This is a genomic window from Bradyrhizobium lablabi (assembly GCF_001440475.1).
In the GTDB taxonomy this organism is placed as follows: domain Bacteria; phylum Pseudomonadota; class Alphaproteobacteria; order Rhizobiales; family Xanthobacteraceae; genus Bradyrhizobium; species Bradyrhizobium lablabi.
Genome location: NZ_LLYB01000103.1, coordinates 40,026 through 66,133 on the forward strand (window position 1 = coordinate 40,026; position 26,108 = coordinate 66,133).

Sequence of the window (26,108 nt, forward strand, 5' to 3'; positions counted from 1 at the left end):
CCCCAACGGCACGGCAGTGAAGGTCCCCGAAGGCCATGACTAGGCATCAAAGGTATAAGGGAACTTGAGGGGTGGCCGATTTGGCCGATCGCAAGAGCGGGATTCACGGTCATGGTGAACGACTGGTTATCGTTCGGGAAAAGGCCGCGTCCTGCAAAAACCCGGAAAGCCGCTCAGTGCAGGCACGCGCTATCGATCCAGCCTGCCATTATGGATGGACGTGCGCTTCCGATCAGGCCTCACGCCTGACGCTGCTATGATGCGCGAGCTTGTTCGAGAGGCGCGGTTTCCGCGAAGCCGGCCTGCAAGACCTCTTCGCGCTTGTGGCGCAGATGCGCGCGCAGGATATGCGACAGCCCCACGCCGTCGCGTCGTTGCAGGGCGTTGAGGATCGCTTCGTGCTCCTGAACCGCCAGCGCCCAGCGCCGCGGCGTCATCGGCGTGACGTAGCGGGCACGGCGAATGCGGGCCGTGACGGATTCATACAGACTTGACAGCACCGGGTTGCCGGCAGCCGTGATGATCGCCTCGTGGATGAAGCGGTTGCAGCGGTAGTACTGCAGCAGGTCGCGATCTCCGTAGTGCCGCACCATCGCGGCATGGGCGTCGGCGACGCCGGCGATCTCGGCATCCGTGATGCGCTCGCAGGCGAGTTCGCCGGCCAGGGCTTCGAGCCCCTGACAGACCTCGAACAGGTCGCGCATGTCCTTGTCCGTCAGCCTCGCCGCGCGCGAGCCGCGGTTTGGCAGCAATTGGACCAGGCCTTCGGCGGCAAGCACCTTGAGGGCTTCGCGCAGCGGCGTGCGCGAGATCTGCAGCTTTTCACAGAGGTCGCGCTCGGGAATCCGCGCGCCCGGCGGGATCTCGCCATCGAGCAGCATGGCGCGGACGCGGCCTACGACTTCCTCATGCAGCATCGCCCTGGATCCAATTTGAATTCAAAAATGGCTATATCATCAGAATTTTGTCAGTTCCAGCTTGATAAACCTTAATTTTGAATTCAGACTGGTAAAAATCAATTAAGAAAGGCCATCGGGATGGATCAGGACGTAACGGTACGGGAGGATGATCTCCTGTTTGCCCTCGACGACGGCATCGGCCGGGTAACCTTCAACCGGCCGCAGGCGCGCAACGCCTTCACCTTCGAGATGTACGAGCGGCTGGCCGAGATCTGCGAACGCGCCAACCGCGACCAGGCGATCAAGGTGCTGCTGTTGCGGGGCGCCGGTGACAAGGCGTTTGCGGCCGGCACCGACATCAATCAATTCCGTGCCTTCAAGACGCCGCAGGATGCGATCGATTATGAGAACCGCATCGATCGCGTCCTCGGCATTCTCGAAACATGCCGGGTGCCGACCATTGCCGCCATCAACGGCGCCTGCACCGGTGGCGGCGCGGGCATTGCGGCCTGCTGCGATCTGCGCATCGGCACAGGGAGCACGCGGATGGGATTTCCGATCGCGCGCACGCTCGGCAATTGCCTGTCGATGTCGAATGTCGGCCGCATCACCGCGTTGATCGGTCCGGCACGCGTCAAGGATCTGATCTTCACGGCACGGCTGATCGAAGCCGAGGAGGCGGCCTCGTTAGGCCTGCTCAATGAAGTGTTGGATGATCTGGCCGCGCTCGACAAACGCGCCGACGAGATCGCACGGCTCGTTGCCGGCCACGCGCCTCTGACGCTGAGCGCGACCAAGCAGGCGGTTGCGCGCTTGCAGAAACGGCTGACGCGCGACGAGGGCGAGGACCTCATCCTGATGTGCTACACCAGCCAGGATTTCCGTGAAGGGCTCGACGCGTTTCTCACCAAGCGCGCGCCGCAATGGCGCGGCCAATAGGAGCCCGCATGTCCCTTCATAACGACAAGACGCCGCGTTCGGGGCCGCTCGCCGGCCTCAAGGTCATCGATCTCACCCATGTGATGGCGGGCCCGACCTGCACCCTGATGCTCGCCGACATGGGCGCCGATGTCATCAAGATCGAGAAATGGCCGAACGGCGACGACACAAGGCACTCAGTGCCGCCGAAGATCGGCGACGAGGCGGCCTCCTTCCTGATGATGAACCGCAACAAGCGCGGCATCGTGCTCGACCTCAAGACCGCAGGCGGCAAGGAAGTGCTGCGGCGGCTGATTTCAGGCGCCGACGTGCTGGTCGAGAATTTCGCACCGGGCGCGATGGAGCGGCTCGGCTTTGGCTATGAGGAATTGCATAAGGATTTTCCGGCGCTGATCTATTGCTCGCTGTCCGGTTTCGGCCGCACCGGGCCGTACAAGCATCGCCGCGGCTTCGATCTGGTCGCGCAAGCGATGAGCGGCATCATGAGTTTCACGGGCGAGCGGCCGGATGGTCCGCCGGTCAAATGCGGTCCGCCGCTGTCCGATATCACCGCCGGCCTGCTGGCCAGCATGGGGATTCTCGCCGCCTATTCGCACCGGCTCAAGACCGGCGAAGGGCAATGGGTGGAGACATCGCTCTACGAGGCGGCGCTGGTCCAGACCTACTGGCAGTCGACCATTGCGCTCGCCAGCAATGTGGCGCCGCGCGCCATGGGCTCGGCCCATCCGCTCAACGCGCCCTATCAGGCGTTCGAGGCATCCGACGGCTGGCTCGTGGTCGGCGGCGCCAACAAGAAGCATTGGCTGCTGATGCTGGAAGCGCTCGGCGCGCTGGAACTGGCGGCCGATCCGCGCTTCGTCAACGGCTCCGACCGCATGGCGAACCTGAAGGATCTCGAAGCCGAATTGAGCGCGCGCTTCCGAACACAGACGCGGGCGCACTGGCTGGCGGCACTCGACGAGAAGGGCGTGCCCTGCGGTCCCGTGCACGACATGCTGGAAGCGCTGAACGATCCGCAGACGCTGGCGCGCGACATGGTGGTCGAGGTCGAACATTCGACGCTCGGGCCGGTGAAGACGATCGGACTGCCGGTCAAATTCTCGGCAACCCCCGGCAAGGTGCGTTCGGGCGCGCCGGTCTATGGCGAGCATACGCGCGAGGTGCTGCGCGAACACGGTTTTGATCAGGCGGAGATCGACGCGTTCGAGCGGGAAGGCACGATCGTCGCCGCATCGGTCGATCGCAAGGAGCAGGTCGCCTGACGAGAAAACGAGAATACGAACGACAACAAAAAATACCTACCGGGAGGAAGCCATGAAGATCACGTCAAAACTGCTGCTGTCCACGGCAGCGTTCATGCTCGCGGGCGCGCTTCCGGCCGATGCTGCCTGGCAGCCGCAGAAGCCGATCGAGTTCGTCGCCACGGCCGGGCCGGGCGGCGGCACCGACAATCTCGCCCGCGCCGTCCAGAGCATCATCACCAAATACAAGCTGACCGACCAGCCGGTCGTGGTCGTCAACAAGGGCGGCGGCAGCGGGGCGGAAGGTTATGTCTACGGCAAGGCGTCCGCCGGCGATCCTTATAAGGTAATCTTTGGCACCTCGAACGCATGGCAGCAGCCGCTCGTCTCCAAGGTCGCCTTCAACTACACCGACCTCACCCCGATCGCGGCGATGGCGCAGGATGAGTTCCTGCTCTGGGTGAAGCAGGATGCGCCGTACAAAACCGCGAGTGATTTCCTCAAGGCGGCGGCCGCGACCGAGTTCAAGATGGGCGGCGCCCAGTCCAAGGACACCGACGAGGTGCTGACGCGGATGATCGAGAAGGCGGCGAAGGTCAAATTCACCTACATCCCCTTCAAGAGCGGCGCCGAGGCCGCCGTGCAACTGGCCGGCGGCCATATCGATGCGCATGTCAACAACCCTTCCGAAAGCCTTGGGCAATGGCGCGGCAGCACCCAGCGCCCGCTCTGCGCCTTCAGCCCGAAGCGGCTGCCGCAAGGGCCGAAGGTCACGACGTCGGAAGGCTGGAGCGACGTGCCGACCTGCGTCGAGCAGGGGCTCGCTATTTCGCAATATGAGCAGCCGCGCACAGTCTGGCTGCCTGGCAAGGTCAGCCCGGAGCAGGCGGCCTACTACGTCGATCTCATGAAGAAGGTGCAGGCGACGCCGGAATGGAAGGAGTACATCGAGAAGACCTCGCAGGTGGACACCTTCCTGACCGGCACCGCGTTCGACAATTTCATCAAGCAGGACCTCGAACATGTGAAGCAGGTCGCGGGCGAGCAGGGCTGGCTGGTGAAGTAGGGCAGGACGCGATGATCTCCCGACGCGCGCTCGAGATAGCCGCCGCGGTGCTAACCGGAATCTTCGGTGTGGTGGTCGTGGTGTCCAGCCTCGACAACGGCATCGGCTGGTCGAGCGCCGGCGTCGATGCCGGCACGTTTCCGTTCCTCACCGGAATCATCATCGTGCTCGGCAGCCTCTACAATCTGGGGCAGGGCGCGCTTGGACGCGGCACCCTCGCCATTGTCAGGGTAGCCGTCACGCCGTCCGAGTTGCGCCGCCTCGCAGGATTGTTCGTTCCAGCCGCGATCTTCGTTGCCGTCATTCCAATGGTCGGGATGTATCTCGCCTCAGCTGCTTACGTCTTTGCGGTCCTGGCACTGCCGAGAAGGCGATCGGTCCTGAGCGCGCTTGTCATCGCCGCGGCTACGCCGCTTGCGCTCTACGTCGTGTTCGAGCGCATGTTCCACGTGTCGCTGCCGCACGGCGCGCTCGCTGCCGCGTTCGGTTTCTGAAGGGGCGGGCGATGGAAAATCTTGAATCGCTGCTGCACGGCTTCACCATCGCGGTCACCGTTCCGCATTTGACGCTGATGGTGATCGGCGTTCTGCTCGGCATTCTCGTCGGCGTTCTGCCCGGGCTCGGCGCGCCCAACGGAGTGTCGCTGCTGCTGCCGCTGACCTTCGGCATGCAGCCGGTGTCGGCGATCATCCTGTTGTCGAGCATGTATTGGGGCGCGCTGTTCGGCGGGTCGGTGACGTCGATACTGTTCAACATTCCCGGTGAACCGTCGTCGGTCGCCACCACCTTTGACGGCTATCCGATGGCGCGCGACGGCCGGCCGACGACGGCGCTGGCCACCGCCTTCGGCTCGGCCGCGTTTGGCGCGCTGGTCGGCGTGATCCTGATTACGTTTCTGGCGTCCTGGGTGGCGCAGGTGGCGCTCGCCTTCGGACCGCCGGAATATTTCGCGGTCTATTTCCTCGCCTTCGCCAGCTTCGTCGGCATGGGCGGCGCGGCGCCGATCAAGACCGTGGTGGCGCTCGCGATCGGCTTTGCCATCGCCGCGATCGGCATCGATACGGTCTCGGGCAGCGTGCGGCTCACCATGGGCATCGACGAACTGGTCAAGGGCGTCAGCTTCGTCGTTGCCGTCATGGGGCTGTTCGGCATCGGCGAGTTGCTGATTGCGGTGGAGGAGGAGTTTTCTGCCCGCGCGGTATCGTCGCGCGTCGACTGGAAGGAAGTCTTCCGGGCGCTGGGCCGCCTGCCGCACCATGGCATCGCGTTGCTGCGCAGCGCCGCCATCGGCTGCTGGATGGGCATCACGCCGGGCGGCCCGACCGCCGCTTCCTTCATGAGCTATGGCATCGCCAAGCGCTTCTCGCGCAACGGCGCACGTTTCGGCACCGGTGAGGCCGAGGGCATCGTTGCGCCGGAGACCGCCGACCATGCCGCCGGCACCAGCGCGCTGTTGCCGATGCTCTCGCTCGGCATTCCCGGCTCGGCGACGGCCGCCGTGATGATGGGCGGGCTGATGATCTGGGGACTGAATCCCGGGCCGATGCTGTTCGTCGACCAGAAGGATTTCGTCTGGGGGCTGATCGCCTCGATGTATGTCGGCAACATCGTCGCGGTGGCGCTCGTGCTGCTCACCGTTCCCGTGTTCGCCGCCTTGATGCGGATTCCGTTCGCCGTCATCGCGCCCCTGATCGTCATCATCTGCGTCGTCGGCGCCTATTCGGTCTCGAACTCCTATCTCGACGTCGTCCTGATGCTCGGCTTCGGCGTCGTCGGCTATCTCTTCAAGAAGCTGCACTATCCGTTGGCGCCGCTGGTGCTGGCGATCGTGATTGGCGACAAGGCCGAGGACGCATTCCGGCAGGCCATGCTGATGTCCAAGGGGTCGCTCGGAATATTCTTTGCAAACCGGCTGGTGACGACCCTCGTCCTGGCAGGGATCGCGCTGTTGCTGCTTCCGCTCGCTTTGCAGATCGTACGTCTGTTGCGCAAGCCGGACGTATCAGCTCAGGAGAAGGTGAGGATCATATGAACGTGCAAAGCCCCGGCAAGCCGCTGATCGCGCTGGCGATGGGAGACCCCGCCGGAATCAGCCCGGAGCTGACCGCAAAACTCGCCTGTTCAGACGAAATACGCTCCCGCGCGCGCCTGCTCGTGATCGGAGACCGCCGCGTTTTCGACGAGGGCGCGCGTGTGGCCGGCGTCAAGGCGGATTTGCCGAATGTGCCACCGTCCGCGGACCCCAAAGCAATCGGTGACGCCGCCTTCATGGATCTCGGCCATCTCGATCCCGCGACCATCGAGCGCGGTGTCGCCAGCCAGGCCGGCGGTGCGTTCGCGCTGGAGAATTATCGTCATGCGCTGACGCTGGCGCGCGAGGGGCAGGCCGATGCGGTCTGCTTCACGCCGTTCAACAAGAAGGCGATGCGCCTCGCACGCGCCGAGTATGACGACGAGATTGCATTTTCCGCCGAGGTCGCCGGCCTGAAAACGCCGGCCAGCGAATTCAACGTGCTCGACAGGCTCTGGAATGCCCGCGTCACCTCGCACATCCCGCTCAAGGACGTGGCCTCGCGGCTATCAGTCGAACGCATTCATCGCGCGCTGAAACTGACGGATGCCTGCATGCGACGGGCCGGCTTTGCCGAGCCCCGTATCGCGGTCGCCGGGCTCAACCCGCATGCCGGTGACGGCGGCAATTTCGGCCGCGAGGAGATCGATGTGATCGAGCCCGCGGTCGCGGCCGGCCGGGCTGAAGGAATAGCGGCGGAGGGGCCGTTTCCGGCCGATACGGTTTTCCTGCGCGCCAAGAACGGCGCCTTTGATGCGGTGCTGACGATGTATCATGACCAGGGCCAGATCGCGATGAAGCTGATGGGCTTCGATCGCGGGGTGACGATCCTGGGCGGCTTCCCGTTTCCGATCTGCACGCCGGCGCATGGCACGGCCTATGACATCGCAGGCAAAGGCGTCGCCTCGGTCGGCGCCAGCCGGGCAGCCTTGTTGCTCGCCGCCGAGATGGCCGCCGCCGCCAGGGTGGGAAGCCGGACGGCGTGAGCTGCCCGCCTAAGCGGTGGCCCTCAGCGCCGCAAAGCCGCGTTCGAGATCGGCCTTGAGATCGTCGACATTCTCCAGGCCGATGTGCAGCCGCAGCGTCGGCCCGCCGGGCGACCATTTTGTCGCGGTGCGATATTCATTGCAGTCGAACGGGATGATGAGGCTTTCGAAGCCGCCCCACGAAAAGCCCATGCCGAACAGCTTGACCGTATTGAGCAGGGTGTCGACCGCCTGCTGCGGCACCGGTTTCAGCACAATGCTGAACAGGCCGGAGGCGCCGGTGAAGTCGCGCTTCCAGATCGCATGGCCCGGATGGCTTTCGATCGCCGGATGCAGGACCTGCAGGACTTCTGGCCGGCCGGCGAGCCAGCGCGCCATTTCCAGGCCGGAGCGGTAATGCTGCGCGAGCCGCACCGAGAGCGTGCGGACGCCGCGCAGCGCCAGGAATACGTCGTCCGGCCCGGCGCAAACGCCGAGCAGGCGAATGCCCTCGGCGATCAGCGGCCAGGCTTTTGCATTCGCCGAAATCGTGCCGAACATGATGTCGGAATGGCCGCCGATATATTTGGTGGCGGCCTGCATGCTGATGTCGACGCCCTGGTCGAGCGAGCGGTGAAACAGCGCGGTCGCCCAGGTATTGTCGTCGATGACCAGCGCGTCCCTCGCATGCGCGACGGCGGCGATGGCGGGGATGTCGGTCATCTCGAACGACTGCGAGCCGGGCGCCTCGACCAGCACCGCCTTGGTGTTCGGTTTGAACAGTTTTTCGATTGCAGCGCCAATCAGCGGGTCGAAATAGGTGACCTCGACGCCGTAGCGGGCCAGCATGCCGTTGCAGAAATTGCGCGAGGGCCGGTAGACATTGTCGGTCACCAGCAGATGGTCGCCGGCCTTCAGGACCGAGAGCAGGGTGGTGCTGATGGCGGCAAGGCCGGACGGCACCAGGCCGACGCCGGCGCATTGCGGGCCCTCCAGCGACATCAGCACGTCCTGCAGCGCCCGCGTGGTCGGGCTGCCGTGGCGCCCGTAGGTGAATTCGGCGCGGTGGGCGTGCAGGTCCTCGGCGGTCGGGTAAAGCACGGTCGACCCGTGGAAGACCGCCGGGTTGACGAAGCCCCTTTGCCCCTTGGTGTCGCGGCCGGAAGTGACCAGCCTGGTTTCGGGTTTTTGCGGGTTGGACGGGCCGTCGTTCGAAAAACTCATGCGTTTGCATTATCCAAGACGTTATGCCGCAGGCGCAACTTGATCGCGAAAACACCGCCGGCGGCGGGTCGGAGCCGGGCGACTTAATAACAAGACACAGAAGACGGCAGTCAACCCCTTGACCCGGCACGCTAGTCGTTCTGAGATGCGAACCAACTAACAGTCGCTGCAAGTTGAGGGGCCTGCCGCGATACCTGATCCACCGCCTGACCGGATTGGCATGTCAAATGCACGGTCACGATGACGCTTTTCAGCGAGGGATCAGCGGGTTGGCCCCACAACGTCAGGCGTTGCCTAAAAAAGAATCTCCGGACGTCCCCTTGAAAGGCCTAACCCATGAAACGCGTATCTCTGGTTGTTACCCTTGCCGCTGCTGCTGCCCTCTCGGCCCAGGCCGCCTCGGCGCAAACCCTCAAGACGGTCAAGGACCGCGGCATGCTGTCCTGCGGGGTCAGCCAGGGCCTGCCGGGCTTCTCGTCGCCGGACGACAAGGGTAACTGGACCGGTCTCGACGTCGACATCTGCCGGGCGGTCGCGGCCGCCATCTTCAACGACGCCACCAAGATCAAGTTCGTCCCGCTGTCGGCCAAGGACCGCTTCACCGCGTTGCAGTCCGGCGAGATCGACGTGCTGTCGCGCAACACCACCTGGACGCTGTCGCGCGATACCTCGCTCGGCGCCAACTTCACCGGCGTGACCTATTATGACGGCCAGGGCTTCCTGGTGAAGAAGTCGCTGAAGGTGAACTCGGCGCTGGAGCTCAACAGCGCCTCCGTCTGCGTTCAGACCGGCACCACGACCGAGCAGAACCTCGCCGACTACTTCAAGGGCAACAACATGAAGTATGAGGTGATCGCGTTCGCGACCGCCGACGAAACCGTCAAGGCCTATGAGTCCGGCCGCTGCGACGTCTTCACCTCGGACGTCTCCCAGCTTTATGCCGAGCGTCTGAAGGTCGCCAATCCCGCCGATCACGTCGTGTTGCCCGAAGTGATCTCGAAGGAACCGCTCGGACCGATGGTTCGCCATGGCGACGATCAGTGGTTCGACATCGTGAAATGGACGCTGTTCGCGATGGTCGGCGCCGAAGAGCTCGGCATGACCCAAAAGAACATCGACGAGATGGCCAAGTCCGACAAGCCGGAGGTCAAGCGCGCGGTCGGCACTGACGGCAATCTGGGTGAGCAGCTCGGCCTGACCAAGGACTGGATGGTGCGCATCGTGAGGGCGACAGGCAACTACGGGGAATCCTTCGAGCGTAACGTCGGCTCCGGTTCCAAGCTCGGCATTGCCCGCGGCCTCAACAACCTCTGGAGCAAGGGCGGTATCCAGTACGCCCCGCCGATCCGCTAAGCACCAGCGAGAAGGGCTGCGGCGATGGCCATCGAACCCCGAAAACCACCGTCGCAGCTCATTCCCAAGCTGCAGCGGGCGCTGGGCGGCCGGGCGGGCTGGAGCGGCTTCGTGCTCCAGCTGCTGTTCGTCGCCGCGCTCGCCTGGATCTCCTACGAGATCGTCGCCAACGCCCGCGCCAACCTGCAGGCCCAGCGGATCACCGCGGGCTTCGGCTTCCTGGCCAACAATGCCGGCTTTGATGTCAGCCAAAGCCTGATCCCGTATTCGGGATCTGATCCCTATACGCGGGTCTTTCTGGTCGGCCTGCTCAACACGCTGCTGGTCTCGGTGATCGGCATTTTCTTCGCCACCATCATCGGATTCCTGGTCGCCCTCGGTCGGCTGTCGCCGAACTGGCTGCTGTCGCGGATCTCGGGCGGCTATGTCGAACTGATCCGCAACCTGCCGGTCCTGTTCCAGATCCTGTTCTGGTATTTGGCCGTGCTCGCCGCATTGCCCAACCCGCGGCAGAGCATTTCGATCTTCGACAGCATCTTTCTCAGCAATCGCGGCCTGATCGTTCCTAAGCCGGTCGGCCAGGCGGGCTTCGAACCGTTCGTCGTCGCCCTGCTGGTGGCGATCGTAGCCTCCATCGTGTTGTGGCGTTATGCGCGCCGTCAGCTCTTTCAAAGCGGCAAGGTGATCAAGGTCTGGCCCTATGCGCTCGGCATGATTATCGGCCTGCCGCTGATCAGCATGCTGATCTTCGGCACCCCCGTTACGTGGGAGGTGCCGGTGCTCAAGGGCTTCAACTTCGCCGGCGGCTCACGCCTCATTCCGGAATTCGTCGCGCTGACGGTGGCGTTATCGACCTACACAGCGGCCTTTATCGCCGAGATCGTGCGCGCAGGTATTATCTCCGTGCACAAGGGGCAGATGGAGGCAGGCTCCTCGCTCGGACTGCAGCGCGGCTCGGTGCTGCGGTTGATCGTGATCCCGCAGGCGATGCGGGTGATCCTGCCGCCGCTCACCAACCAGTATCTCAACCTGACCAAGAACTCCTCGCTGGCGGTCGCGATCGGCTATCCGGACCTCGTCTCGGTATTTGCGGGCACGACGCTGAGCCAGACCGGACAGGCGATTGAAATCATCGGCATCACCATGGGCGTCTATCTCCTGATCTCGCTGGTCACCAGCGCGATCATGAGTTTCTATGGATGGCGCATCAGCCGGAGCATGGGCGGATGAGCGACACCACGGCATCCAATTTCGTCCGCCAGGATCTGGTGCCGGAGCGGCCGGCGCCGGTGAAGACCACCGGCTTCATCGGCTTCCTGCGCACGCGGCTGTTCAATTCCCCGACCAACATCCTGATCACGGTCGTCAGCCTGCTGCTGCTGTGGGTCATCGTCGTTCCCGCCGTGAGATTCGCGTTCATCGACGCCGTCTGGACCGGCACGGACCGCACCGCCTGCCTGCCGAAAGGTCCGAACGATGTGGTTGGCGCCTGCTGGCCCTTCATTCAGGCCAAGTTTTCGCAATTCATCTACGGCTTCTACCCGGAGCCGGAGCGCTGGCGGGTCAATCTGACTTTCGCTCTTGCGGCGATCCTCTTGGTGCCGCTATTGATTCCGCGTTTGCCGGGCAAGGGTCCGAACGCCATCCTGTTCTTCGTCGCGCTCCCGGTCGTTGCCTTCTTCCTGCTGCGCGGCGGCGGACTCGGCGGCTTCGGGGTGAGCTGGACGGGCGCGCTTCTCTCCGGCTTCAACGACAGTATCGGCGAGGGCGGCAGGAAGCTGGCGGCATCGGGCGAGGCGACGTCCGTTATCGGACCGCTGCTGTGGGTGATAGGCAAGCTGCTGGTGCTGCTGAGCACCGTGGTGAGCTGGATACTTCTGCCGCTGACTTGGCTGCGCGACCAGATCCAGGCCTACGGACGTCCGGTCTGGGCCGACCTCGCGGCGACCGCCGTGATCATCTCGGCGCTGCTGTTCTGGCTGACGGGGAGCTTGCGCGCCGTCGCCACCACGCTTGCGATCTTTGTCGGCATCGCCGTCGTGATTGCGATCATGGGGCTCGACCGTGGCGGACTGCCGGAGGTCGATACGCGGCTCTGGGGCGGGCTTTTGGTGACGCTGGTGGTGTCGGTCGTCGGCATCGTCGCCTCGATGCCGGTCGGCATCGCGCTGGCGCTCGGGCGTCGTTCGACCATTCCGCTGATCCGGGTTTTCTCAATCGCCTTCATCGAGTTCTGGCGCGGCGTTCCGCTGATCACCGTGCTGTTCTTCGCAACCTACATGCTGCCGCTGTTCGTTCCGACCGGCTTCACCATCGACGGGTTGATGCGCGCCCTGATCGGCATTGCGCTGTTCGCCGGCGCCTACCAGGCCGAGGTGATCCGTGGCGGCCTGGCGGCGATCCCGCGCGGGCAGGCGGAGGCCGCGAGCGCGCTCGGCCTGTCCTGGGCCAAGACCACGGGGCTGATCGTGATGCCGCAGGCGCTGCGCCACGTCATCCCCGGCCTCGTCAACAGCTTCATCGCGCTGTTCAAGGATACCTCGCTGGTCTCGATCGTCGCGCTGTTCGATTTGCTCGGGCAGCTCAGGGCGTCCTTCAGCGACCCGGTCTGGTCGACGCCGACCACGCTGTTCACCGGCTTTGCCTTCACCGGGATCATCTATTTCGTCTTCTGTTTCGGGATGTCGCGTTACTCGATGTTCGTCGAGAACCGGCTGAACGCTCATCGTCGCAACTGAGTACATCACCATGACCGCAAACTCGATCGTTGGCATCAACGCACTCAACAAATGGTACGGCGATTTTCACGTGCTGCGCGACATCAACCTCGACGTCGCCAAGGGCGAGCGCATCGTGATCTGCGGCCCGTCAGGCTCGGGCAAGTCGACGCTGATCCGCTGCATCAACGCGCTGGAGGAATTCCAGGAAGGCCAGATCGTGGTCGAGGGCATCGAGCTCGGGCCGAACCTGAAGCGGGTCGACGAGGTCCGGCGCGAGGTCGGCATGGTGTTCCAGAGCTTCAACCTGTTTCCGCATCTGACCGTGCTGGAGAACTGCACGCTGGCGCCGATCTGGGTGCGCAACATCCCGAAAAAGGATGCCGAAGCCACCGCGATGAAATTCCTGGAGCGGGTCAAGATCCCGCATCAGGCCAACAAATATCCGGGCCAGATGTCGGGCGGTCAGCAGCAGCGCGTGGCGATTGCCCGCGCGCTGACCATGAACCCGAAGGTCATGCTGTTCGACGAGCCGACCTCGGCGCTCGATCCCGAAATGGTCAAGGAAGTGCTCGACACCATGGTCGACCTCGCCAAGGAGGGCATGACCATGCTGGTCGTCACCCACGAGATGGGATTTGCCCGCGAAGTCGCCAACCGCGTCGTGTTCATGGATGCGGGGCAGGTGATCGAGTCAAACACGCCGCATGAATTCTTCGCCAACCCGCAGCACGCGCGGACGAAGCTGTTCCTGAGCCAGATCCTGCGGCATTAGCTCAAAGTAGTCCGGATGGAGCGCAACGCAATTCGGGAGTTTTGCGCGTCATGCGCACCCCGGATTTCGCCGTGCTCCATTCGGAAGTTGAAATTGTTTGGTAATCTGTCCGCCCCGACCTATTCCTCGTAAATGGGCGCGGTCGTGCCGCGGCTAAACCTTTCCGCCTGCTGGCCAGCCAGTTCGCAACCTCATTGCCAAGAGCGGCTATACGCTTCCTCCCTCCAATTCGCGGCAACCTGAGCGCATATCTCCGCATGCATTGAAGCGTTGTGATATTACTTCGCTGTCCCGCTCAAGCTGGACAGATCTTGAAACGATCTCAGGAGGGAAATGCCATGCAACGGTATTTTTTCGCCTTCCTTGTTTTTGCTTCCGCACCTTCTGCACTAGCGGTGGAGCTGCCAAAGGAGGGCAGCTACGACTACACTGCCTGCTGGTCCGGCGTTAACAACGTGATCACATTTTCCAAAAACCACACCGCCTCAAGTTATGAAATGACGGGTACTACCCGCAGCAATCCTCCCGACGGAATGTTTGACAAGAACACGTTCCGCTGCGTGGGCATGAACGCCTCACTGGACGGAAAATTTACAGGGTCCACGGTATGCGAAACGGTCGATGTGGACGGCGATAAACGTCTCGCATATTTTTCGCTCGCAAGTGATGGAAGTCTCACGCGGGAAAATGTTGCCGGCACTGGAAAATACGAGGGGATGAAGACCGTCGGCACGGTCCACCCCTTGGGTCCGTTTCCGGCTATCAAGGTTGGAACTTTCCAGGACTGCAATCACCAGACTGGCACGTACAAGCTAAAGTAAAGCCTGAACGAGAATTAGCCGTCGCAGACCGACTTTGAGCGGCGGCTTTTCCTCTCGGATATGGGGCCGTCCGTCGAATTGCTCTCCAGCGCCGCCGGCTCTGACGCCCTCACGTCTTCTCGAACGGCACGTCGATCTGGGGGCGCTTCTCCAGCCAGGCCGGCACCGGCAAATTCTTCGAGCGCATGAACTCCGGATTGAACAGCTTTGACTGATAGCGATTGCCGGAGTCCGCCAGGATGGTGACGATGGTCTTGCCCGGTCCGAGCTGCTTGGCGAGACGGATTGCGCCGGCGACGTTGACGCCGGTCGAGCCGCCGAGGCAGAGGCCCTCGTGCTCGAGCAGGTCATAGATCACCGTCACGGCTTCCTCGTCTGAAATCAGGAAAGCGTCGTCAACCTTCGCGGTCTCGACGACCGGCGTGACGCGACCGAGCCCGATGCCTTCGGTGATCGAGTCGCCCGGTGTCGATTTGGCCTTGCCGTGCTTGAACAACTCGTACATCGCAAAACCATGCGGATCGGCGCAGGCGTTGACGATGCCCGGGTGCTTCTCCTTCAGAAAGCGGCTGGTGCCGGCCAGCGTGCCGCCGGTGCCGACCGAGCAGATGAAGCCGTCGATCTTGCCGCCGGTCTGTTCCCAGATCTCCGGTCCGGTCGACTCATAATGCGCCTTGGCGTTGTCGAGATTGTTCCATTGGTCGGCGAACAGAACGCCGTTCGGCTCGGTCTTGCGAAGCTGGGCGGCCAGCCGCCGGCCGACATGCTGATAGTTGTTCGGATTGGCGTATGGCAGCTGCGGCACCTCGACGAGCTCGGCGCCGCACAGCCGCAACATATCCTTCTTTTCCTGGCTCTGCGTTTCCGGGATCAGGATCAGCGTGCGGTAACCGCGCGCGCTGGCGACCACGGCGAGACCGATGCCGGTGTTGCCGGCGGTCGATTCAACCACCAGGCCGCCGGGCTTCAGCTCGCCGCGCTTCTCGGCCTCCAGGATCATCCACTTGCCGGCGCGGTCCTTGACCGACTGGCCGGGATTCATGAATTCGGCCTTGCCGAGAATGGTGCAGCCGGTGGCTTCGGAAGCGTGCTTCAGCTTGATGAGGGGCGTATTGCCGATCGCTTCGATAACGTCTTTGTGGAAGGCCATGTCGTTGAAATCGCCGGTTCGTTTGCCTAATCGTTGAGCGACCCTACTGGAGGGCCGCTAGCCACACAAGCCAGCGTTGGGGCAGGGCAGGTCAGCCCGATTTCGCAAATACCACCTGGCGCACATCGATATTTCCCGACAGGAAACCGGCCTCGCAATAGGCGAGGTAATATTCCCAGAGTCGCCGGAAGCGATCGTCGAAACCTGATGGCATCAGGTTAGGCCAAGCCGCGCGGAAATTGTTTCGCCAGATCGCAAGCGTCTTGGCATAATCTTGCCCAAAGATGCGCTCGCGGATGACGGGAACGCCGAAACGCTCGCCCAGCATTTTCAGAATCTGCGGCGAGGGCAGCATGCCGCCCGGGAAAACGTAGCGCTGGATGAAGTCGACTTCGCGGCGATAGGTCTGGAACAGGTTGTCCTGGATGGTGATGGCCTGGATGCCGGCGAGCCCTCCGGGCAGCAGGCGGTCGCGCAACTGTGAAAAATAGTTCGGCCAGAATTGCTCCCCGACGGCCTCGATCATCTCGATCGAGGCGATGCGGTCGTAGCGGTCGCGTTCGTCGCGATAATCCCTGAGCTTGATCTCGACCTTGTCGCTGAGCCCGGCATTGTGAATCCGCGCAGCAGCGAAATCGCGCTGCTCCTTGCTGATGGTGAGGCCTGTGACCTTGGCGCCGAACGTCCTGGCGGCATATTCGGCAAAGCCGCCCCAGCCGCACCCGATCTCCAGCAGCTTCTGGCCCGGCCGCAGATCGATGGCCTCGGCCAGCCGCCGATACTTGTTGTGTTGCGCGGCCGTCAGGTCGGGCGTGTCGTCCTCGAACAAGGCAGACGAATAGGTCATGCTGGGATCGAGCCACGCCGAATAGAAGGCGTTGCCGATGTCGTAATGCGCATAGATGTTGCGTCGGGCCTGCCGCCGCGTATTGCGGTTGAGCCAATGCCTGACGAACTGCAGCGTGCGCGCCAGCGGGTTGGCGACCAGCATCGTCTGCATCCAATCCTGGTTGACGCAGAACAGATAGAGGAATTGCGTGAGGTCGGGCGTGTCCCATTCGCCGCGCAGATAGGCTTCGGCAATGCCGATGTCGCCGCCGCGCAGGAGCCGCGAGGCAAAGCCGTAATCGTAGATCTTCATCGCCGCCGCCGGGCCCGGCCCGTTGCCGCCCAGCCGCACCATGCGACCGTCGGCCAGCGTCACGTCGAGCGTGCCATGTTGCAGCTTTGAACCGAAGCCCAGCGCCAGACGGACCAGGCGGGGCAATTCCGGAAACGTTGCGTCTACGGTTTCCGATGTGACCGAAATCAACTCGGACATGTGCGATCCATCGAACGTCGGTTTACCCCGACTTCGCATGGCCGATCGGCCCTGCTCAGTCTTTGGCATGGGCGGACAACGCTGGCGAAGTATAATCGTTGCCGTTCCCGCTCGCCAAGCCGGTATTGAAGGCGGCATGCTGCCGCGGCACCAGCCGCGCGCCCTTGAGCCAGAGCCGCAGCGCTTCCCAGTGGATCGCCGCCATCACCTTGAAGGTGACCAGCGGCAGAGCGAAGCACGCCCGTAACAACTCCTTGGTGTTGAGCGTGTGGCGGCGACCATTGAAGGTTGCAGCGAGCAGGGGGCCTTCGCGGCTGGTTTCCAGAATTCGCAACTGCACACGCTCGCCCGGCGGCAGCACGCGAAAATGGTAGCGCATCGCCATCTCGATAAAGGGTGAGACGTAGAACAGCTTGTCCTGCCGCTGCCGCACGCCGGCACAACTGACATCGCCAGAAGTCACCGGAAGGACGTAAGCGTGGATATCGCCAAAGGTGTTGCGCACCTCGTAGATCAGGAGCGCCAGATCACCGCGCGCGCGATAGCAGAAATAGACCGACAACGGATTGAATGCGTAGCCGAGCAGGCGGGGATAGCAGAGCAGCAGCACCCGTCCGCCCGTGAGGTCGATGCCGCGCTCGGCTGCGCAACGCTGCGCATAGGCGCGCAGGGATGAGCCATCTCGCGTGCCATGGTCGGCCTCGTGAAAACTGTAGAGCGCCGCGCGGTTGACGCCGAACAGCGGCGACTGCCGGTCCGCGTCTTCCAGCCGGTCCAGATCGATCAGCAGGCTCATCACACGGTAGCTGAAGCGATGGCCGATCGGCCTCAACCGCGCATGCATGACGTCGCCGATGTAAAGCGCCGCAGCGTCGGCTGTTGTCGGTGTTTCCCGCATGGGGTTACTCCGCGGCTTCCGCCAGCGCTCGCGGCGCTTCGCGCCATGGCGTCGTCGCGCCGAGCGCTTCGGCGACCGCAAGGCCCGAGCGCAATCCGTCCTCGTGGAAACCGTATCCGGTCCATGCGCCGCAGAACCAGGTATGCCGCTTGCCTTGAATTTCGGGCAGGCGCTTCTGGGCGGCAAAGGCGGCCGCGTTATATTGCGGATGCTCGCAGCGATACTTGCGGAAGGTCAACGTGGGATCGGGCGCGATCGGCGGGTTGAGGCTGACGAACAGCGGCTTGTCGGGATCGATGCCCTGCAGCTCGTTCATCCAGTAGGTGACGGAGACGTCGTTGTCGACGCTTGGGTCGACGCCTCCCTGACGCGGCCAGCGCAGGAAATTCCACGCGGCCCAGGCGCGCCGGCGCTTCGGCATCAGGCTGGTGTCGCGATGCAGGTAAATCGTGTTGGGGGAATAGCCGATAGCGCCAAGGATTGAACGCTCGCGATCGTCGGCGTCCGACAGCATCGCCAGTGCCTGATCGCTGTGGGACGCAATCACGACATGGTCGTAGGCGCTGGTCTTGCCGTGGCTGTCGTGCACGACGACGCCATGCGCGGTGCGCTCGATGGCGGTGACGGCGCAGCCGAGCTTGATCCGGTCGCGGAATGAGGCGGTCAGTTTGTCGACATAGCGCTGGCTGCCGCCCTTCACGGTGCGCCAGACCGGGCGGTCATATTGCAGCAGGCGATGATTGGCGAAAAAGGCGACGAAGTTTTCGGCCGGGAAATCCAGGATCTCGCTCGATGGCGCCGACCAGATCGCGGCGCCCATCGGCGCCAGATAGTCGGTCAACAGCCGCGGCGCAAAATGACGCGTGCGGAAATATTCGCGAAGCGTCAGTCCCGCCAGTTTGCCCGCGGCGTAATCCTCGACGCTCTGCTGGTTGAAGGTAAGGATATCGCGCAGCATCCAGAGGTAGGAGGGCGACAACAGGTTGATGGGTTGCGCGAACAGCCCGCAAGCGGTCTCGAACCAGTTGTTGCCGCCGCCTTTCCACTCGAAGCGGCCGGTGTCCGCCGTCACGGCAAAGCTCATGCAGCTTTCGACGGTTTCGACGCCAAGATGGGCAAACAGCGCCGTGAGGTCGGGATAGTTCAGTTCGTTGTAGACAATGAAGCCGATGTCGACGGCAAGCCTGTCGCCGTCATAATCGATGCTGACGGTGTGGCTGTGGCCGCCGGGCCAGAGTTCGCGGTCGTAGACCGTGACCGGATAATGTTTCGACAAGATCCAGGCCGCGGCGTTGCCGCTGATTCCCGTACCCACCACCGCAACGCGCATTTTTGGCCCTCCATTGCACGGGGCGAGATACGGTGGGCTGTTCCCGGAGTTTCAAATCGGCCACAGGCAACGGCTTTCGCTGCTCGGGAGGCGGATTCCGGGCGTCAGGACAGGGGAAAAGCCCCATGAAATCTTCGTAAGATTCCGGCGGTCCTGCGGCGTCCCGATATGACTGGAAACTCTATAAAATAAGAGGGACCGAACGCTTTGCCGGCTGTTTTGCGCGCCCGAACCGACTATGGGTGAAGACCTGCGCGGGGCTGTCCGCGCTTGAGTCGCAAGGCTAATATCCGCTCAGTTCTAACGGAAGCATCACCCCGTGAAGTTGCAGGCCACCAGGAGAAGCGCTCGTCGCGCGTCGAGCCGGGATTTGCCCGGTGGAGAACGGGTGTGACCCAGCGAATTGTAACTGCGGCGACGGAAGGCTGGTGTGCTCTCGTCCCCGGCGGCAAGCGGCTGGCGCGATCGCTTGCGGTGCTTGGCCTGGTTGCCAGTTCCGCGGGCTGTATCCTGACCAAGGACCTGCCCGATCCCGCGCTCGACATTCCCGAGGGCTACAAGGCGGCCCGGCTTTCGAAGCCCAAGGATGCGCCGCCGACGCTCGACTGGTGGCGCGGCTTCCGCTCGCGGGAGCTAACGGACCTGATGGAGGAGGCGCAGACCGTCAATCTGGACATCGCCGCCGCCACGGCGAGGTTCCAACAGGCCGATGCGCAGGCGCGAATCGCAGGCGCGGCGCTGTTGCCTACGCTCAACGGCAACGGCTCGGAGAGCTATTCCCGCACCTCCGGATCCAGCGCCAGCGGCCTGAGCATTGGCGGCCGTGAGGTCGTCAATTACTCCGCCTCGCTCAGCGCCAGTTACGAGCTGGACTTCTGGGGCAAGAACCGCGACGCCGCGCAAGCCGCCGAAGAGACCGCGATCGCCAACCGCTTCGACCGCGACGTCGTCGCGCTGACCACGCTGACGACGGTGGCCAACGCCTATTTCCAGGTGCTGACCGCGCAGGACCGGCTTCGGACCGCGCAGCAGAACATCGCCAGCGCCGAGCGCATCCTCAACGCCATCCGCGACCGCTTCAAAGCCGGCACCGGAACCGACCTCGACGTCGCGCAGCAGGAGAGTGTGGTCGCCAACCAGCGCGCGCAGGTGCCACCGCTGAAACAGACGCTCGACCAGAACATCAACGCGCTGGCAACCCTGGTGTCGCGGCCGCCGGAATCCGTTCGCGTCAAGGGCGGGTCGCTCAACCAGATCGCCTCGCCGCGGGTCACGCCCGGCCTGCCGTCGGAGTTGCTGACGCAGCGCCCTGACATCCGCCGACAGGAGGCGCAGCTTGCCTCGGCGACCGCCAATGTCGGCAATGCCCGCGCGCAGTTCTTTCCAAGCATTCAATTGACCGGGCAGGGCGGCTATCAAAGCTCGGCGCTGTCCTCGCTGTTTCAGCCGCACGCCGCCTTCTTCAGCATGGTCGGCAGCCTGACCCAGCCGATCTTCGACGGCGGCAGGATCCTCGGCAATTTCGAGTTCACCAAAGCGCGGCAGGACGAGTTGCTGCAGATCTATCGCAAGACCGTGGTGCAGGCCTTTGCCGATGTCGATAACGCCCTGTACTCGATCCGCCAGACCACGGAGAGGCTGCGGCTGCAGCGCGAAGTGGTGGCGGCATCGCGGCGGGCCTTCCAGCTTGCCGAGCAGCAGTTGCGGGCTGGAACCGCCGATATCGTAACTGTGCTAAATACGCAGACGACGTTATTCCAGGCGGAGGATTTGCTGTGGCAGGCCCAACTGGCCCGGCTGCAGGCGATCGTCAGCCTCTATCAGGCGCTGGGGGGCGGCTGGGAGCCAAGGATGGAAAGGCCGGTCGATGCTCTTTAAGCCGGAAGTGAACCACGACGCGAAGACGGCGGGAAAGCGCGTCGCGCGCGGCATTGGCCGGCGGATGGTGTCGCTGACGATCACGCTGCTGATCCTCGGCGGGCTCGGCTATCTCGGCTGGAACGCCTTTCAGCAGAAGCCGGGCGGCCGCAACGGGCCCGGCGCACGCCCTGACCTCCCGGTGCCGGTACTGGCGGCGACGCCGCGCACGCAGGATGTCCCGGTCTATCTCGACGCGGTCGGCTCGGTCCGTGCGCTGAATACGGTGACAGTGCGCTCGCAGGTCGACGGCAAGCTGATCAAGGTCAACTTCGTCGAAGGCCAGGACGTCAAGCAGGGCGACGTGCTGGCCGAGATCGATCCGGTGATCTACCAGGCGCAGTACGATCAGGCGGTGGCCAAGAAGGCGCAGGACGAGGCGCTGCTCGCCAACCAGAAGCTCGATCTGGCGCGCTATCAGCAGCTTGCCGCCTCGAACGCCGGCTCCAAGCAGCAGGCCGATACGCAACGCGCGGTGGTCGCCCAGCAGGAGGCGCTGGTGAAGGCCGACCAGGCGGCGATCGACAATGCGCAGGCGATGCTCGGCTACACCAAAATCATCGCGCCGCTGACCGGGCGCGCGGGCCTGCGTCAGGTCGACCAGGGCAATATCATCCGCGCCGCAGACGCGACCGGGCTCGTCATCCTGACGCAGTTGCAGCCGATCGCGGTGCAGTTCAGCCTGCCGCAACAGCAGATCGTGCGCGTCAACGCCGCTGCCGCCAAGGGACCGCTCGCGGTGGACGTGTTCGGCAATGACGGCGTGGCGGTCGCCGATACCGGCACGCTGAAGGGTATCGACAATCAGGTCGATCCGACCACGGGCACGCTGAAGCTGAAGGCGGAGTTTCCGAACGCCAAATTCCAGCTCTGGCCCGGCCAGTTCGTCAATGTTCGGCTGAAGGTCGAAACGCTGGATAAGGTGATCGTGGTGCCGACCTCGGCGGTGCAGCGCGGCCCCGCCGGCACGTTCAGCTATGTGATCGGGCCGGGCGATATTGCGACCGCCAAGGCGATCGTGGTGACGCAGCAGAACGAGAACGACGCGGTGATCGCGAGCGGGCTCTCGACGTCCGATCGCGTCGTGACGACAGGCTTTGCAAACCTGTCCGACGGCGCCAAGGTCCTGATCGGCACCGACGACCGGGCGCCGACCGCCGATCTGGCGCCGCGCAAGCGCAGCCGCAGCCCGGATGCCAAGGGCGGTCCAGGCAAGGAAGGCGGTCCTGGCAAGGAAGCTGGTCCTGGCAAGGACGGGGAGCACCGCGGCAAGCGGGAGCGCGGCGAGGGCGACCAGAAGGGACAAACCGGACCAGCGAGAGGCGAGCCATCGGGCGGCGCGGCGAAGTCGCAGCCTTGATCGTCTGAACCAACTTCGCAAAGCCATGAGTACGCAACCATGAGCGTATCCGAACCGTTCATCCGCCGGCCGATCGCGACCTCGCTGTTGGGGATCGCGCTGATGATCGGCGGCGCGCTCGGCTATTGGGCGCTGCCGGTATCGGCGCTGCCGCAGGTCGATTTCCCGACCGTGCAGGTGACGACGCAACTGCCGGGCGCGAGCCCCGATGTGGTGGCGTCCCTGATCACCGCGCCGCTGGAGCGCCAGCTCGGGCAGATCCCGTCGCTGTCGTCGATGCAGTCGACCTCTTCCTACGGTGTCAGCCAGATCTCGCTGCAGTTCGACCTCAACCGCGACATCGACGGCGCCACCCAGGACGTGCAGGCCGCGATCAATGCCGCCGCGGGGATCTTGCCGAAAAACCTGCCGTATCCGCCGACCTACGCCAAGGTCAATCCGGCGGATGCGCCGGTGCTGACGCTGGCGCTGACGTCGGAGACGATCTCGCTGCGTGCGATGAGCGATATCGCCGACACGCTCCTCGGCCAGCGGCTCAGCCAGATTTCCGGCGTCGGACGCGTCGCTATCCTCGGCGGGCTGAAGCCGGCGGTGCGGGTGCAGGCCGATCTGGCACGGCTCGCCGCCTACGGCATCTCGATGGAGGACCTGCGCAATGCCATCGCGGGCGCCAATGTGTCGGGGCCGAAGGGATCGCTCGATGGCGCGCAGCAGGCCTATACCATCGCCGCCAACGACCAGATCGCGGCGGCGGAAGCCTACAAGCCGATCATCATCGCCTATCGCAACGGCTCCCCGGNGGTCACGATCGGCGACGTCGCCATCATCATCGATGGGCTGGAGAACGATCGGACCGGCGGCTGGTATCAGGGCACGCCGGCCGTGATCATCGACATCCAGCGGCAGCCCGGCGCCAACGTCATCGAGGTCGTCAGGCAGATCCGGGAGGAAATTCCCAAGCTGCAACGCTCGATCCCGGCCGGCGTCAAACTGAACGTGGTCTCCGACCGCACCGTTACCATTCGCGCCTCGGTGCGGGACGTCCAGTTCACGCTGATTCTTGCCGTAGTGCTGGTGACGCTGGTGGTGCTGTTGTTCCTGCGCTCGCTCCGCGCCACCCTGATCGCGGGCGTGGCACTGCCGCTGTCGCTGATCACGAGCTTCGGCATCATGTATTTCGCAGGCTTCAGCCTCGACAATCTGTCGCTGATGGCGCTCACGATCGGCACCGGCTTCGTGGTCGACGACGCCATCGTGATGATCGAGAACATCGTCCGTCACATGGAAAACGGCGAGTCCGTGATGGAGGCGTCGCTGAAGGGCGCCAGCGAAATCGGCTTCACCGTGATCTCGCTGACGGTATCGCTGATCGCGGTCTTCATCCCGCTATTGTTCATGTCCGGGCTGGTCGGACGCATGTTCCGCGAGTTCGCGCTGACGCTGACGATTGCGGTCGTGACCTCGGCGATCGTGTCGCTGACGCTGACGCCGATGATGTGTTCGCGGCTGCTCAAGCATGTCGGCGAGGAGATGACGGTCCCCGGCCTTGCGGCCGTCAGTCGCCTCATCGACCGCATGGTCGCCTTCTACCATCGCACGCTGCTGTGGGTGCTGCAGCGCCAGCGCGCGACGCTGGTGGTGACCTTCGCCACCATTGTCGCGACGCTTCTGATGTATGTGGCCGCGCCGAAAGGTTTCCTGCCGCTGCAGGACACCGCGTCGATCACGGCGGTGACCGAGGCGGGCCCCGACGTTTCCTTTGCCGAGATGCAGAGCCGGCAGGCGGCGGCCGCGGCCGCGATCCAGGCCGATCCGGATGTCGTCGGCGTGGTCTCCGTGATCGGCGCCGGCTCGGTCAATCCGACCACCAATGTCGGGCGTCTCGTGATGACGCTGCGGCCGCGCGGCGAGCGGGAGGATGATATTTCGGTCGTGGTCGACCGCCTGAAGCGGCGCACCGCTTCCATCCCCGGCATGACCATCTATTTCCAACCGGTGCAGGACGTGCAGATTTCGACCCAGTCGAGCCGCTCGCAGTACCAGTATACGCTGACCGGCACCGACGCGGCGGAAGTGTCGCTGTGGTCGCAGAAGCTGATTGCCGAAATGCGCAAGGATCCGCTGTTCCGCGACGTCTCGTCGGAAGCGCAGGAGGGCGGCCTGCGTGCCGCGCTCAATATCGATCGTCAGCGCGCCGGCCAGCTCGGCGTCAACATCCAGGCGGTCAACGACACCCTCAACGACGCCTTCGCGCAGCGGCAGATTTCGACGATTTACGGCCAGGCCAACCAGTACCGCGTGGTGCTGGAGGCGATGCCGATGTACCAGCGCGATCCTTCGATCCTCTCAAAGCTTTATCTGCCGGGGACAGCGAGTACCGTTGTCGGCGGGCCTAACGCACAGGTGCCGCTGTCGGCGGTGGCGACGCTGACCCGCACCACCGCGCCGCTGGCGATTTCGCATCTGGCGCAGTTCCCGGCCGTCTCGCTCAGCTTCAACCTCGGGCCCGGCGAGGCGCTCGGCGATGCCGTCGAGGAGCTCAAGAAGATCGAGACCAGGATCGGCATGCCCGGCAGCATCGTCGGCGTCTATGCGGGCGATGCGGCCGAGTTCTCCAAATCGCTGGCCGGCCAGCCCTGGCTGATTCTGGCGGCGATCGTCACGATCTACATCGTGCTGGGTGTGCTCTACGAGAGCTACATCCACCCGATCACCATCCTCTCGACGCTGCCCTCCGCAGGCGTCGGCGCCATTCTGGCCTTGATGCTGTTCGGGCAGGACCTCTCGGTGATCGGCCTGATCGGCATCATTCTCTTGATGGGCATCGTCAAGAAGAACGCGATCATGATGATCGACTTCGCGCTGGAGGCGGAGCGGCATCAGGGCATGTCGCCGTACGAGGCGATCGTGCAGGCCTGCCTGCTGCGCTTCCGCCCGATCATGATGACGACGCTGGCCGCGCTGTTCGGCGCATTGCCGCTGGCGATCGAGAGCGGCACCGGCGCCGAGTTGCGTTTTCCGCTCGGCATTTCCATCATCGGCGGTCTGCTGCTGAGCCAGTTGCTGACGCTCTATACGACGCCGGTGATCTATCTGGCGCTCGACCGGATCAATCGCAAAATCGAGAAGACCGTGCCGGACCCGGGGCCGCCCGGACCCACGGTCGCCGGCGCCACCGAGGGGATGCAGTAGATGGCATCGATCTCGGAGCCCTTCATTCGGCGGCCGGTTGGCACCACGCTGCTGGCGATTGGGCTCTTCCTGGTCGGCATCGTCGCCTACGTCTTCCTGCCGGTGTCATCCGTTCCGAACGTCGATTTCCCGATGATCCGGGTGTCCGCGACGCGGCCGGGCGCTGACCCTTCCGTGATGGCGTCGACCGTCGCAGCGCCCTTGGAGCGCCGTCTCGGCCAGATCGCGGGCCTCGACCAGATCACCTCGACCAGTTCGCTCGGCTCCACCAGCATCCAGTTGCAATTCTCGATCGGCCGCGACATCGACCGCGCCGCGCGCGACGTGCAGGCTGCGATCAACGCATCGCTGGCCGATCTGCCGAGCGACCTGCCCTCGCTGCCGCGCTTCCGCAAGGCCAACCCTGCGGCGGCGCCGGTGTTCGTGCTGGCGCTGACCTCGAAGACGCTGACGACGAGCGCGATGTATGACGTCGCCGACACCGTGATCGCGCAGCGCATCTCGCAGGTGCCTGGTGTTGGCGAGGTCAACGTCACCGGCGCCGACCAGCCGGCGGTGCGCATCGCGCTGAATCCCGTGGCGCTGTCGAATGCGGGAATTGCAACCGACGACGTTCGTCAGGCGATCATCAACGCCAATCCGCTGGGGCCGGTCGGGATCTTCAACGGCGGCCGCCAGAGCGAGACGATCTCGACCAACCGGCAGATGCGCACCGCGATCGAATTCCGCGACATCATCGTCAAGAGCGCGGGCGGCAATTTCGTCCGCCTCGCCGACGTCGCCGACGTCGAGGATTCCGTCCGCAACAGCCGCTCGATCGCCTGGTTCAACAAGCAGCCGGCGGTGCTGATCCAGATCACCAAGCAGGG

20 protein-coding genes and 2 pseudogenes are annotated in these 26,108 nt (G+C 64.0%); 16 read left to right on the forward strand and 6 right to left on the reverse strand.

The window, feature by feature from the left end; all coding sequences use genetic code 11:
- Positions 1-254 precede the first annotated feature (254 nt).
- Positions 255-917, reverse strand: coding sequence for a GntR family transcriptional regulator (locus tag CQ14_RS30175; protein ID WP_057861453.1), 663 nt, complete (start codon positions 915-917; stop codon positions 255-257).
- 120 nt (positions 918-1,037) lie between these two features.
- Here CQ14_RS30175 and CQ14_RS30180 point away from each other — a divergent pair, with 120 nt between their 5' ends.
- From CQ14_RS30180 to CQ14_RS30205, 6 genes are read left to right on the forward strand one after another with little or no spacing between them, the layout of a single operon-like run.
- Positions 1,038-1,838 carry an enoyl-CoA hydratase/isomerase family protein gene (locus CQ14_RS30180; RefSeq protein WP_057861454.1) on the forward strand — a complete coding sequence of 267 codons (801 nt, stop codon included), beginning with the start codon at positions 1,038-1,040 and terminating at the stop codon, positions 1,836-1,838.
- An 8-nt stretch (positions 1,839-1,846) separates the two neighbouring features.
- A complete protein-coding gene (locus CQ14_RS30185; RefSeq protein ID WP_057861455.1) occupies positions 1,847-3,100 on the forward strand; it encodes a CaiB/BaiF CoA transferase family protein in 1,254 nt (417 codons plus the stop codon).
- A gap of 52 nt (positions 3,101-3,152) precedes the next feature.
- Positions 3,153-4,145: a Bug family tripartite tricarboxylate transporter substrate binding protein gene (locus tag CQ14_RS30190; RefSeq protein ID WP_057861456.1), complete on the forward strand. Its 993-nt coding sequence runs from the start codon at positions 3,153-3,155 to the stop codon at positions 4,143-4,145.
- An 11-nt stretch (positions 4,146-4,156) separates the two neighbouring features.
- Entirely contained in the window at positions 4,157-4,639 is a 483-nt protein-coding gene (locus CQ14_RS30195; protein ID WP_057861457.1) for a tripartite tricarboxylate transporter TctB family protein, read from the forward strand.
- A gap of 11 nt (positions 4,640-4,650) precedes the next feature.
- Entirely contained in the window at positions 4,651-6,177 is a 1,527-nt protein-coding gene (locus tag CQ14_RS30200) for a tripartite tricarboxylate transporter permease (protein WP_057861458.1), read from the forward strand.
- Entirely contained in the window at positions 6,174-7,202 is a 1,029-nt protein-coding gene (locus tag CQ14_RS30205; protein WP_057861459.1) for a 4-hydroxythreonine-4-phosphate dehydrogenase PdxA, read from the forward strand. The genes CQ14_RS30200 and CQ14_RS30205 overlap by 4 nt, the downstream gene beginning before the upstream one ends.
- A gap of 9 nt (positions 7,203-7,211) precedes the next feature.
- On the opposite strand, the gene metC is transcribed toward CQ14_RS30205, so the two are convergent.
- Positions 7,212-8,405, reverse strand: a complete 1,194-nt coding sequence (gene metC / locus CQ14_RS30210; protein WP_057861460.1) for a cystathionine beta-lyase — start codon at positions 8,403-8,405, stop codon at positions 7,212-7,214.
- A gap of 336 nt (positions 8,406-8,741) precedes the next feature.
- Between metC and CQ14_RS30215 the strand changes: the two genes are divergently transcribed.
- The 5 genes from CQ14_RS30215 (at position 8,742) to CQ14_RS30235 (ending at position 14,071) form a co-directional block, all read left to right on the forward strand.
- Positions 8,742-9,758 (forward strand): amino acid ABC transporter substrate-binding protein, encoded by a 1,017-nt coding sequence (locus CQ14_RS30215; RefSeq protein ID WP_057861461.1) that lies wholly within the window; start codon positions 8,742-8,744, stop codon positions 9,756-9,758.
- Between the two features lie 24 nt (positions 9,759-9,782).
- Positions 9,783-10,988, forward strand: a complete 1,206-nt coding sequence (locus CQ14_RS30220; protein WP_057861462.1) for an amino acid ABC transporter permease — start codon at positions 9,783-9,785, stop codon at positions 10,986-10,988.
- On the forward strand, positions 10,985-12,496 hold the full coding sequence (locus CQ14_RS30225) for an amino acid ABC transporter permease (RefSeq protein WP_057861522.1): 1,512 nt from the start codon (positions 10,985-10,987) through the stop codon (positions 12,494-12,496). The genes CQ14_RS30220 and CQ14_RS30225 overlap by 4 nt, the downstream gene beginning before the upstream one ends.
- A 10-nt stretch (positions 12,497-12,506) precedes the next feature.
- A complete protein-coding gene (locus tag CQ14_RS30230; RefSeq protein ID WP_057838241.1) occupies positions 12,507-13,250 on the forward strand; it encodes an amino acid ABC transporter ATP-binding protein in 744 nt (247 codons plus the stop codon).
- Positions 13,251-13,588: 338 nt separating this feature from the next.
- The gene (locus tag CQ14_RS30235) at positions 13,589-14,071 is read left to right on the forward strand and encodes a hypothetical protein (RefSeq protein WP_057861463.1); all 483 of its coding nucleotides are present in this window, start codon (positions 13,589-13,591) and stop codon (positions 14,069-14,071) included.
- Between the two features lie 109 nt (positions 14,072-14,180).
- On the opposite strand, the gene CQ14_RS30240 is transcribed toward CQ14_RS30235, so the two are convergent.
- The 4 genes from CQ14_RS30240 to CQ14_RS30255 form a co-directional block, all read right to left on the reverse strand.
- A complete protein-coding gene (locus CQ14_RS30240; RefSeq protein WP_057861464.1) occupies positions 14,181-15,221 on the reverse strand; it encodes a cysteine synthase A in 1,041 nt (346 codons plus the stop codon).
- 91 nt (positions 15,222-15,312) lie between these two features.
- Complete coding sequence (locus CQ14_RS30245; RefSeq protein ID WP_057861465.1) at positions 15,313-16,542, reverse strand: SAM-dependent methyltransferase; 1,230 nt, start codon at positions 16,540-16,542, stop codon at positions 15,313-15,315.
- Positions 16,543-16,597: 55 nt separating this feature from the next.
- Positions 16,598-17,440, reverse strand: coding sequence for a DUF1365 domain-containing protein (locus CQ14_RS30250; RefSeq protein WP_057861466.1), 843 nt, complete (start codon positions 17,438-17,440; stop codon positions 16,598-16,600).
- Between the two features lie 4 nt (positions 17,441-17,444).
- Positions 17,445-18,770, reverse strand: a complete 1,326-nt coding sequence (locus CQ14_RS30255; protein WP_057861467.1) for an NAD(P)/FAD-dependent oxidoreductase — start codon at positions 18,768-18,770, stop codon at positions 17,445-17,447.
- A 456-nt stretch (positions 18,771-19,226) separates the two neighbouring features.
- Here CQ14_RS30255 and CQ14_RS30260 point away from each other — a divergent pair, with 456 nt between their 5' ends.
- The 5 genes and pseudogenes from CQ14_RS30260 to CQ14_RS46995 form a co-directional block, all read left to right on the forward strand.
- Positions 19,227-20,648, forward strand: a complete 1,422-nt coding sequence (locus CQ14_RS30260; protein ID WP_245320624.1) for an efflux transporter outer membrane subunit — start codon at positions 19,227-19,229, stop codon at positions 20,646-20,648.
- Positions 20,638-22,047, forward strand: coding sequence for an efflux RND transporter periplasmic adaptor subunit (locus tag CQ14_RS30265; protein WP_057861468.1), 1,410 nt, complete (start codon positions 20,638-20,640; stop codon positions 22,045-22,047). The genes CQ14_RS30260 and CQ14_RS30265 overlap by 11 nt, the downstream gene beginning before the upstream one ends.
- A 39-nt stretch (positions 22,048-22,086) precedes the next feature.
- On the forward strand, positions 22,087-22,846 hold a 760-nt coding region (locus tag CQ14_RS46990), incomplete at its 3' end, for an efflux RND transporter permease subunit (protein ID WP_245320619.1).
- A gap of 1 nt (position 22,847) precedes the next feature.
- Positions 22,848-25,239, forward strand: a pseudogene (locus tag CQ14_RS30270) (efflux RND transporter permease subunit); the annotation flags it as partial.
- A pseudogene (locus CQ14_RS46995) lies at positions 25,240-26,108 on the forward strand (efflux RND transporter permease subunit); the annotation flags it as partial.

Bases quoted from the DNA above. Each gene is read 5' to 3' on its own strand.
- CQ14_RS30255 (WP_057861467.1), bottom strand. From the start codon at position 18,770: ATGCGCGTTGCGGTGGTGGGTACGGGAATCAGCGGCAACGCCGCGGCC.
- CQ14_RS30190 (WP_057861456.1), top strand. From the start codon at position 3,153: ATGAAGATCACGTCAAAACTGCTGCTGTCCACGGCAGCGTTCATGCTC.
- CQ14_RS30225 (WP_057861522.1), top strand. From the start codon at position 10,985: ATGAGCGACACCACGGCATCCAATTTCGTCCGCCAGGATCTGGTGCCG.
- CQ14_RS30220 (WP_057861462.1), top strand. From the start codon at position 9,783: ATGGCCATCGAACCCCGAAAACCACCGTCGCAGCTCATTCCCAAGCTG.
- CQ14_RS30230 (WP_057838241.1), top strand. From the start codon at position 12,507: ATGACCGCAAACTCGATCGTTGGCATCAACGCACTCAACAAATGGTAC.
- CQ14_RS30195 (WP_057861457.1), top strand. From the start codon at position 4,157: ATGATCTCCCGACGCGCGCTCGAGATAGCCGCCGCGGTGCTAACCGGA.
- metC (WP_057861460.1), bottom strand. From the start codon at position 8,405: ATGAGTTTTTCGAACGACGGCCCGTCCAACCCGCAAAAACCCGAAACC.
- CQ14_RS30205 (WP_057861459.1), top strand. From the start codon at position 6,174: ATGAACGTGCAAAGCCCCGGCAAGCCGCTGATCGCGCTGGCGATGGGA.
- CQ14_RS30180 (WP_057861454.1), top strand. From the start codon at position 1,038: ATGGATCAGGACGTAACGGTACGGGAGGATGATCTCCTGTTTGCCCTC.
- CQ14_RS30235 (WP_057861463.1), top strand. From the start codon at position 13,589: ATGCAACGGTATTTTTTCGCCTTCCTTGTTTTTGCTTCCGCACCTTCT.
- CQ14_RS30250 (WP_057861466.1), bottom strand. From the start codon at position 17,440: ATGCGGGAAACACCGACAACAGCCGACGCTGCGGCGCTTTACATCGGC.
- CQ14_RS30200 (WP_057861458.1), top strand. From the start codon at position 4,651: ATGGAAAATCTTGAATCGCTGCTGCACGGCTTCACCATCGCGGTCACC.
- CQ14_RS30175 (WP_057861453.1), bottom strand. From the start codon at position 917: ATGCTGCATGAGGAAGTCGTAGGCCGCGTCCGCGCCATGCTGCTCGAT.
- CQ14_RS30265 (WP_057861468.1), top strand. From the start codon at position 20,638: ATGCTCTTTAAGCCGGAAGTGAACCACGACGCGAAGACGGCGGGAAAG.
- CQ14_RS30215 (WP_057861461.1), top strand. From the start codon at position 8,742: ATGAAACGCGTATCTCTGGTTGTTACCCTTGCCGCTGCTGCTGCCCTC.
- CQ14_RS30245 (WP_057861465.1), bottom strand. From the start codon at position 16,542: ATGTCCGAGTTGATTTCGGTCACATCGGAAACCGTAGACGCAACGTTT.
- CQ14_RS30240 (WP_057861464.1), bottom strand. From the start codon at position 15,221: ATGGCCTTCCACAAAGACGTTATCGAAGCGATCGGCAATACGCCCCTC.
- CQ14_RS30185 (WP_057861455.1), top strand. From the start codon at position 1,847: ATGTCCCTTCATAACGACAAGACGCCGCGTTCGGGGCCGCTCGCCGGC.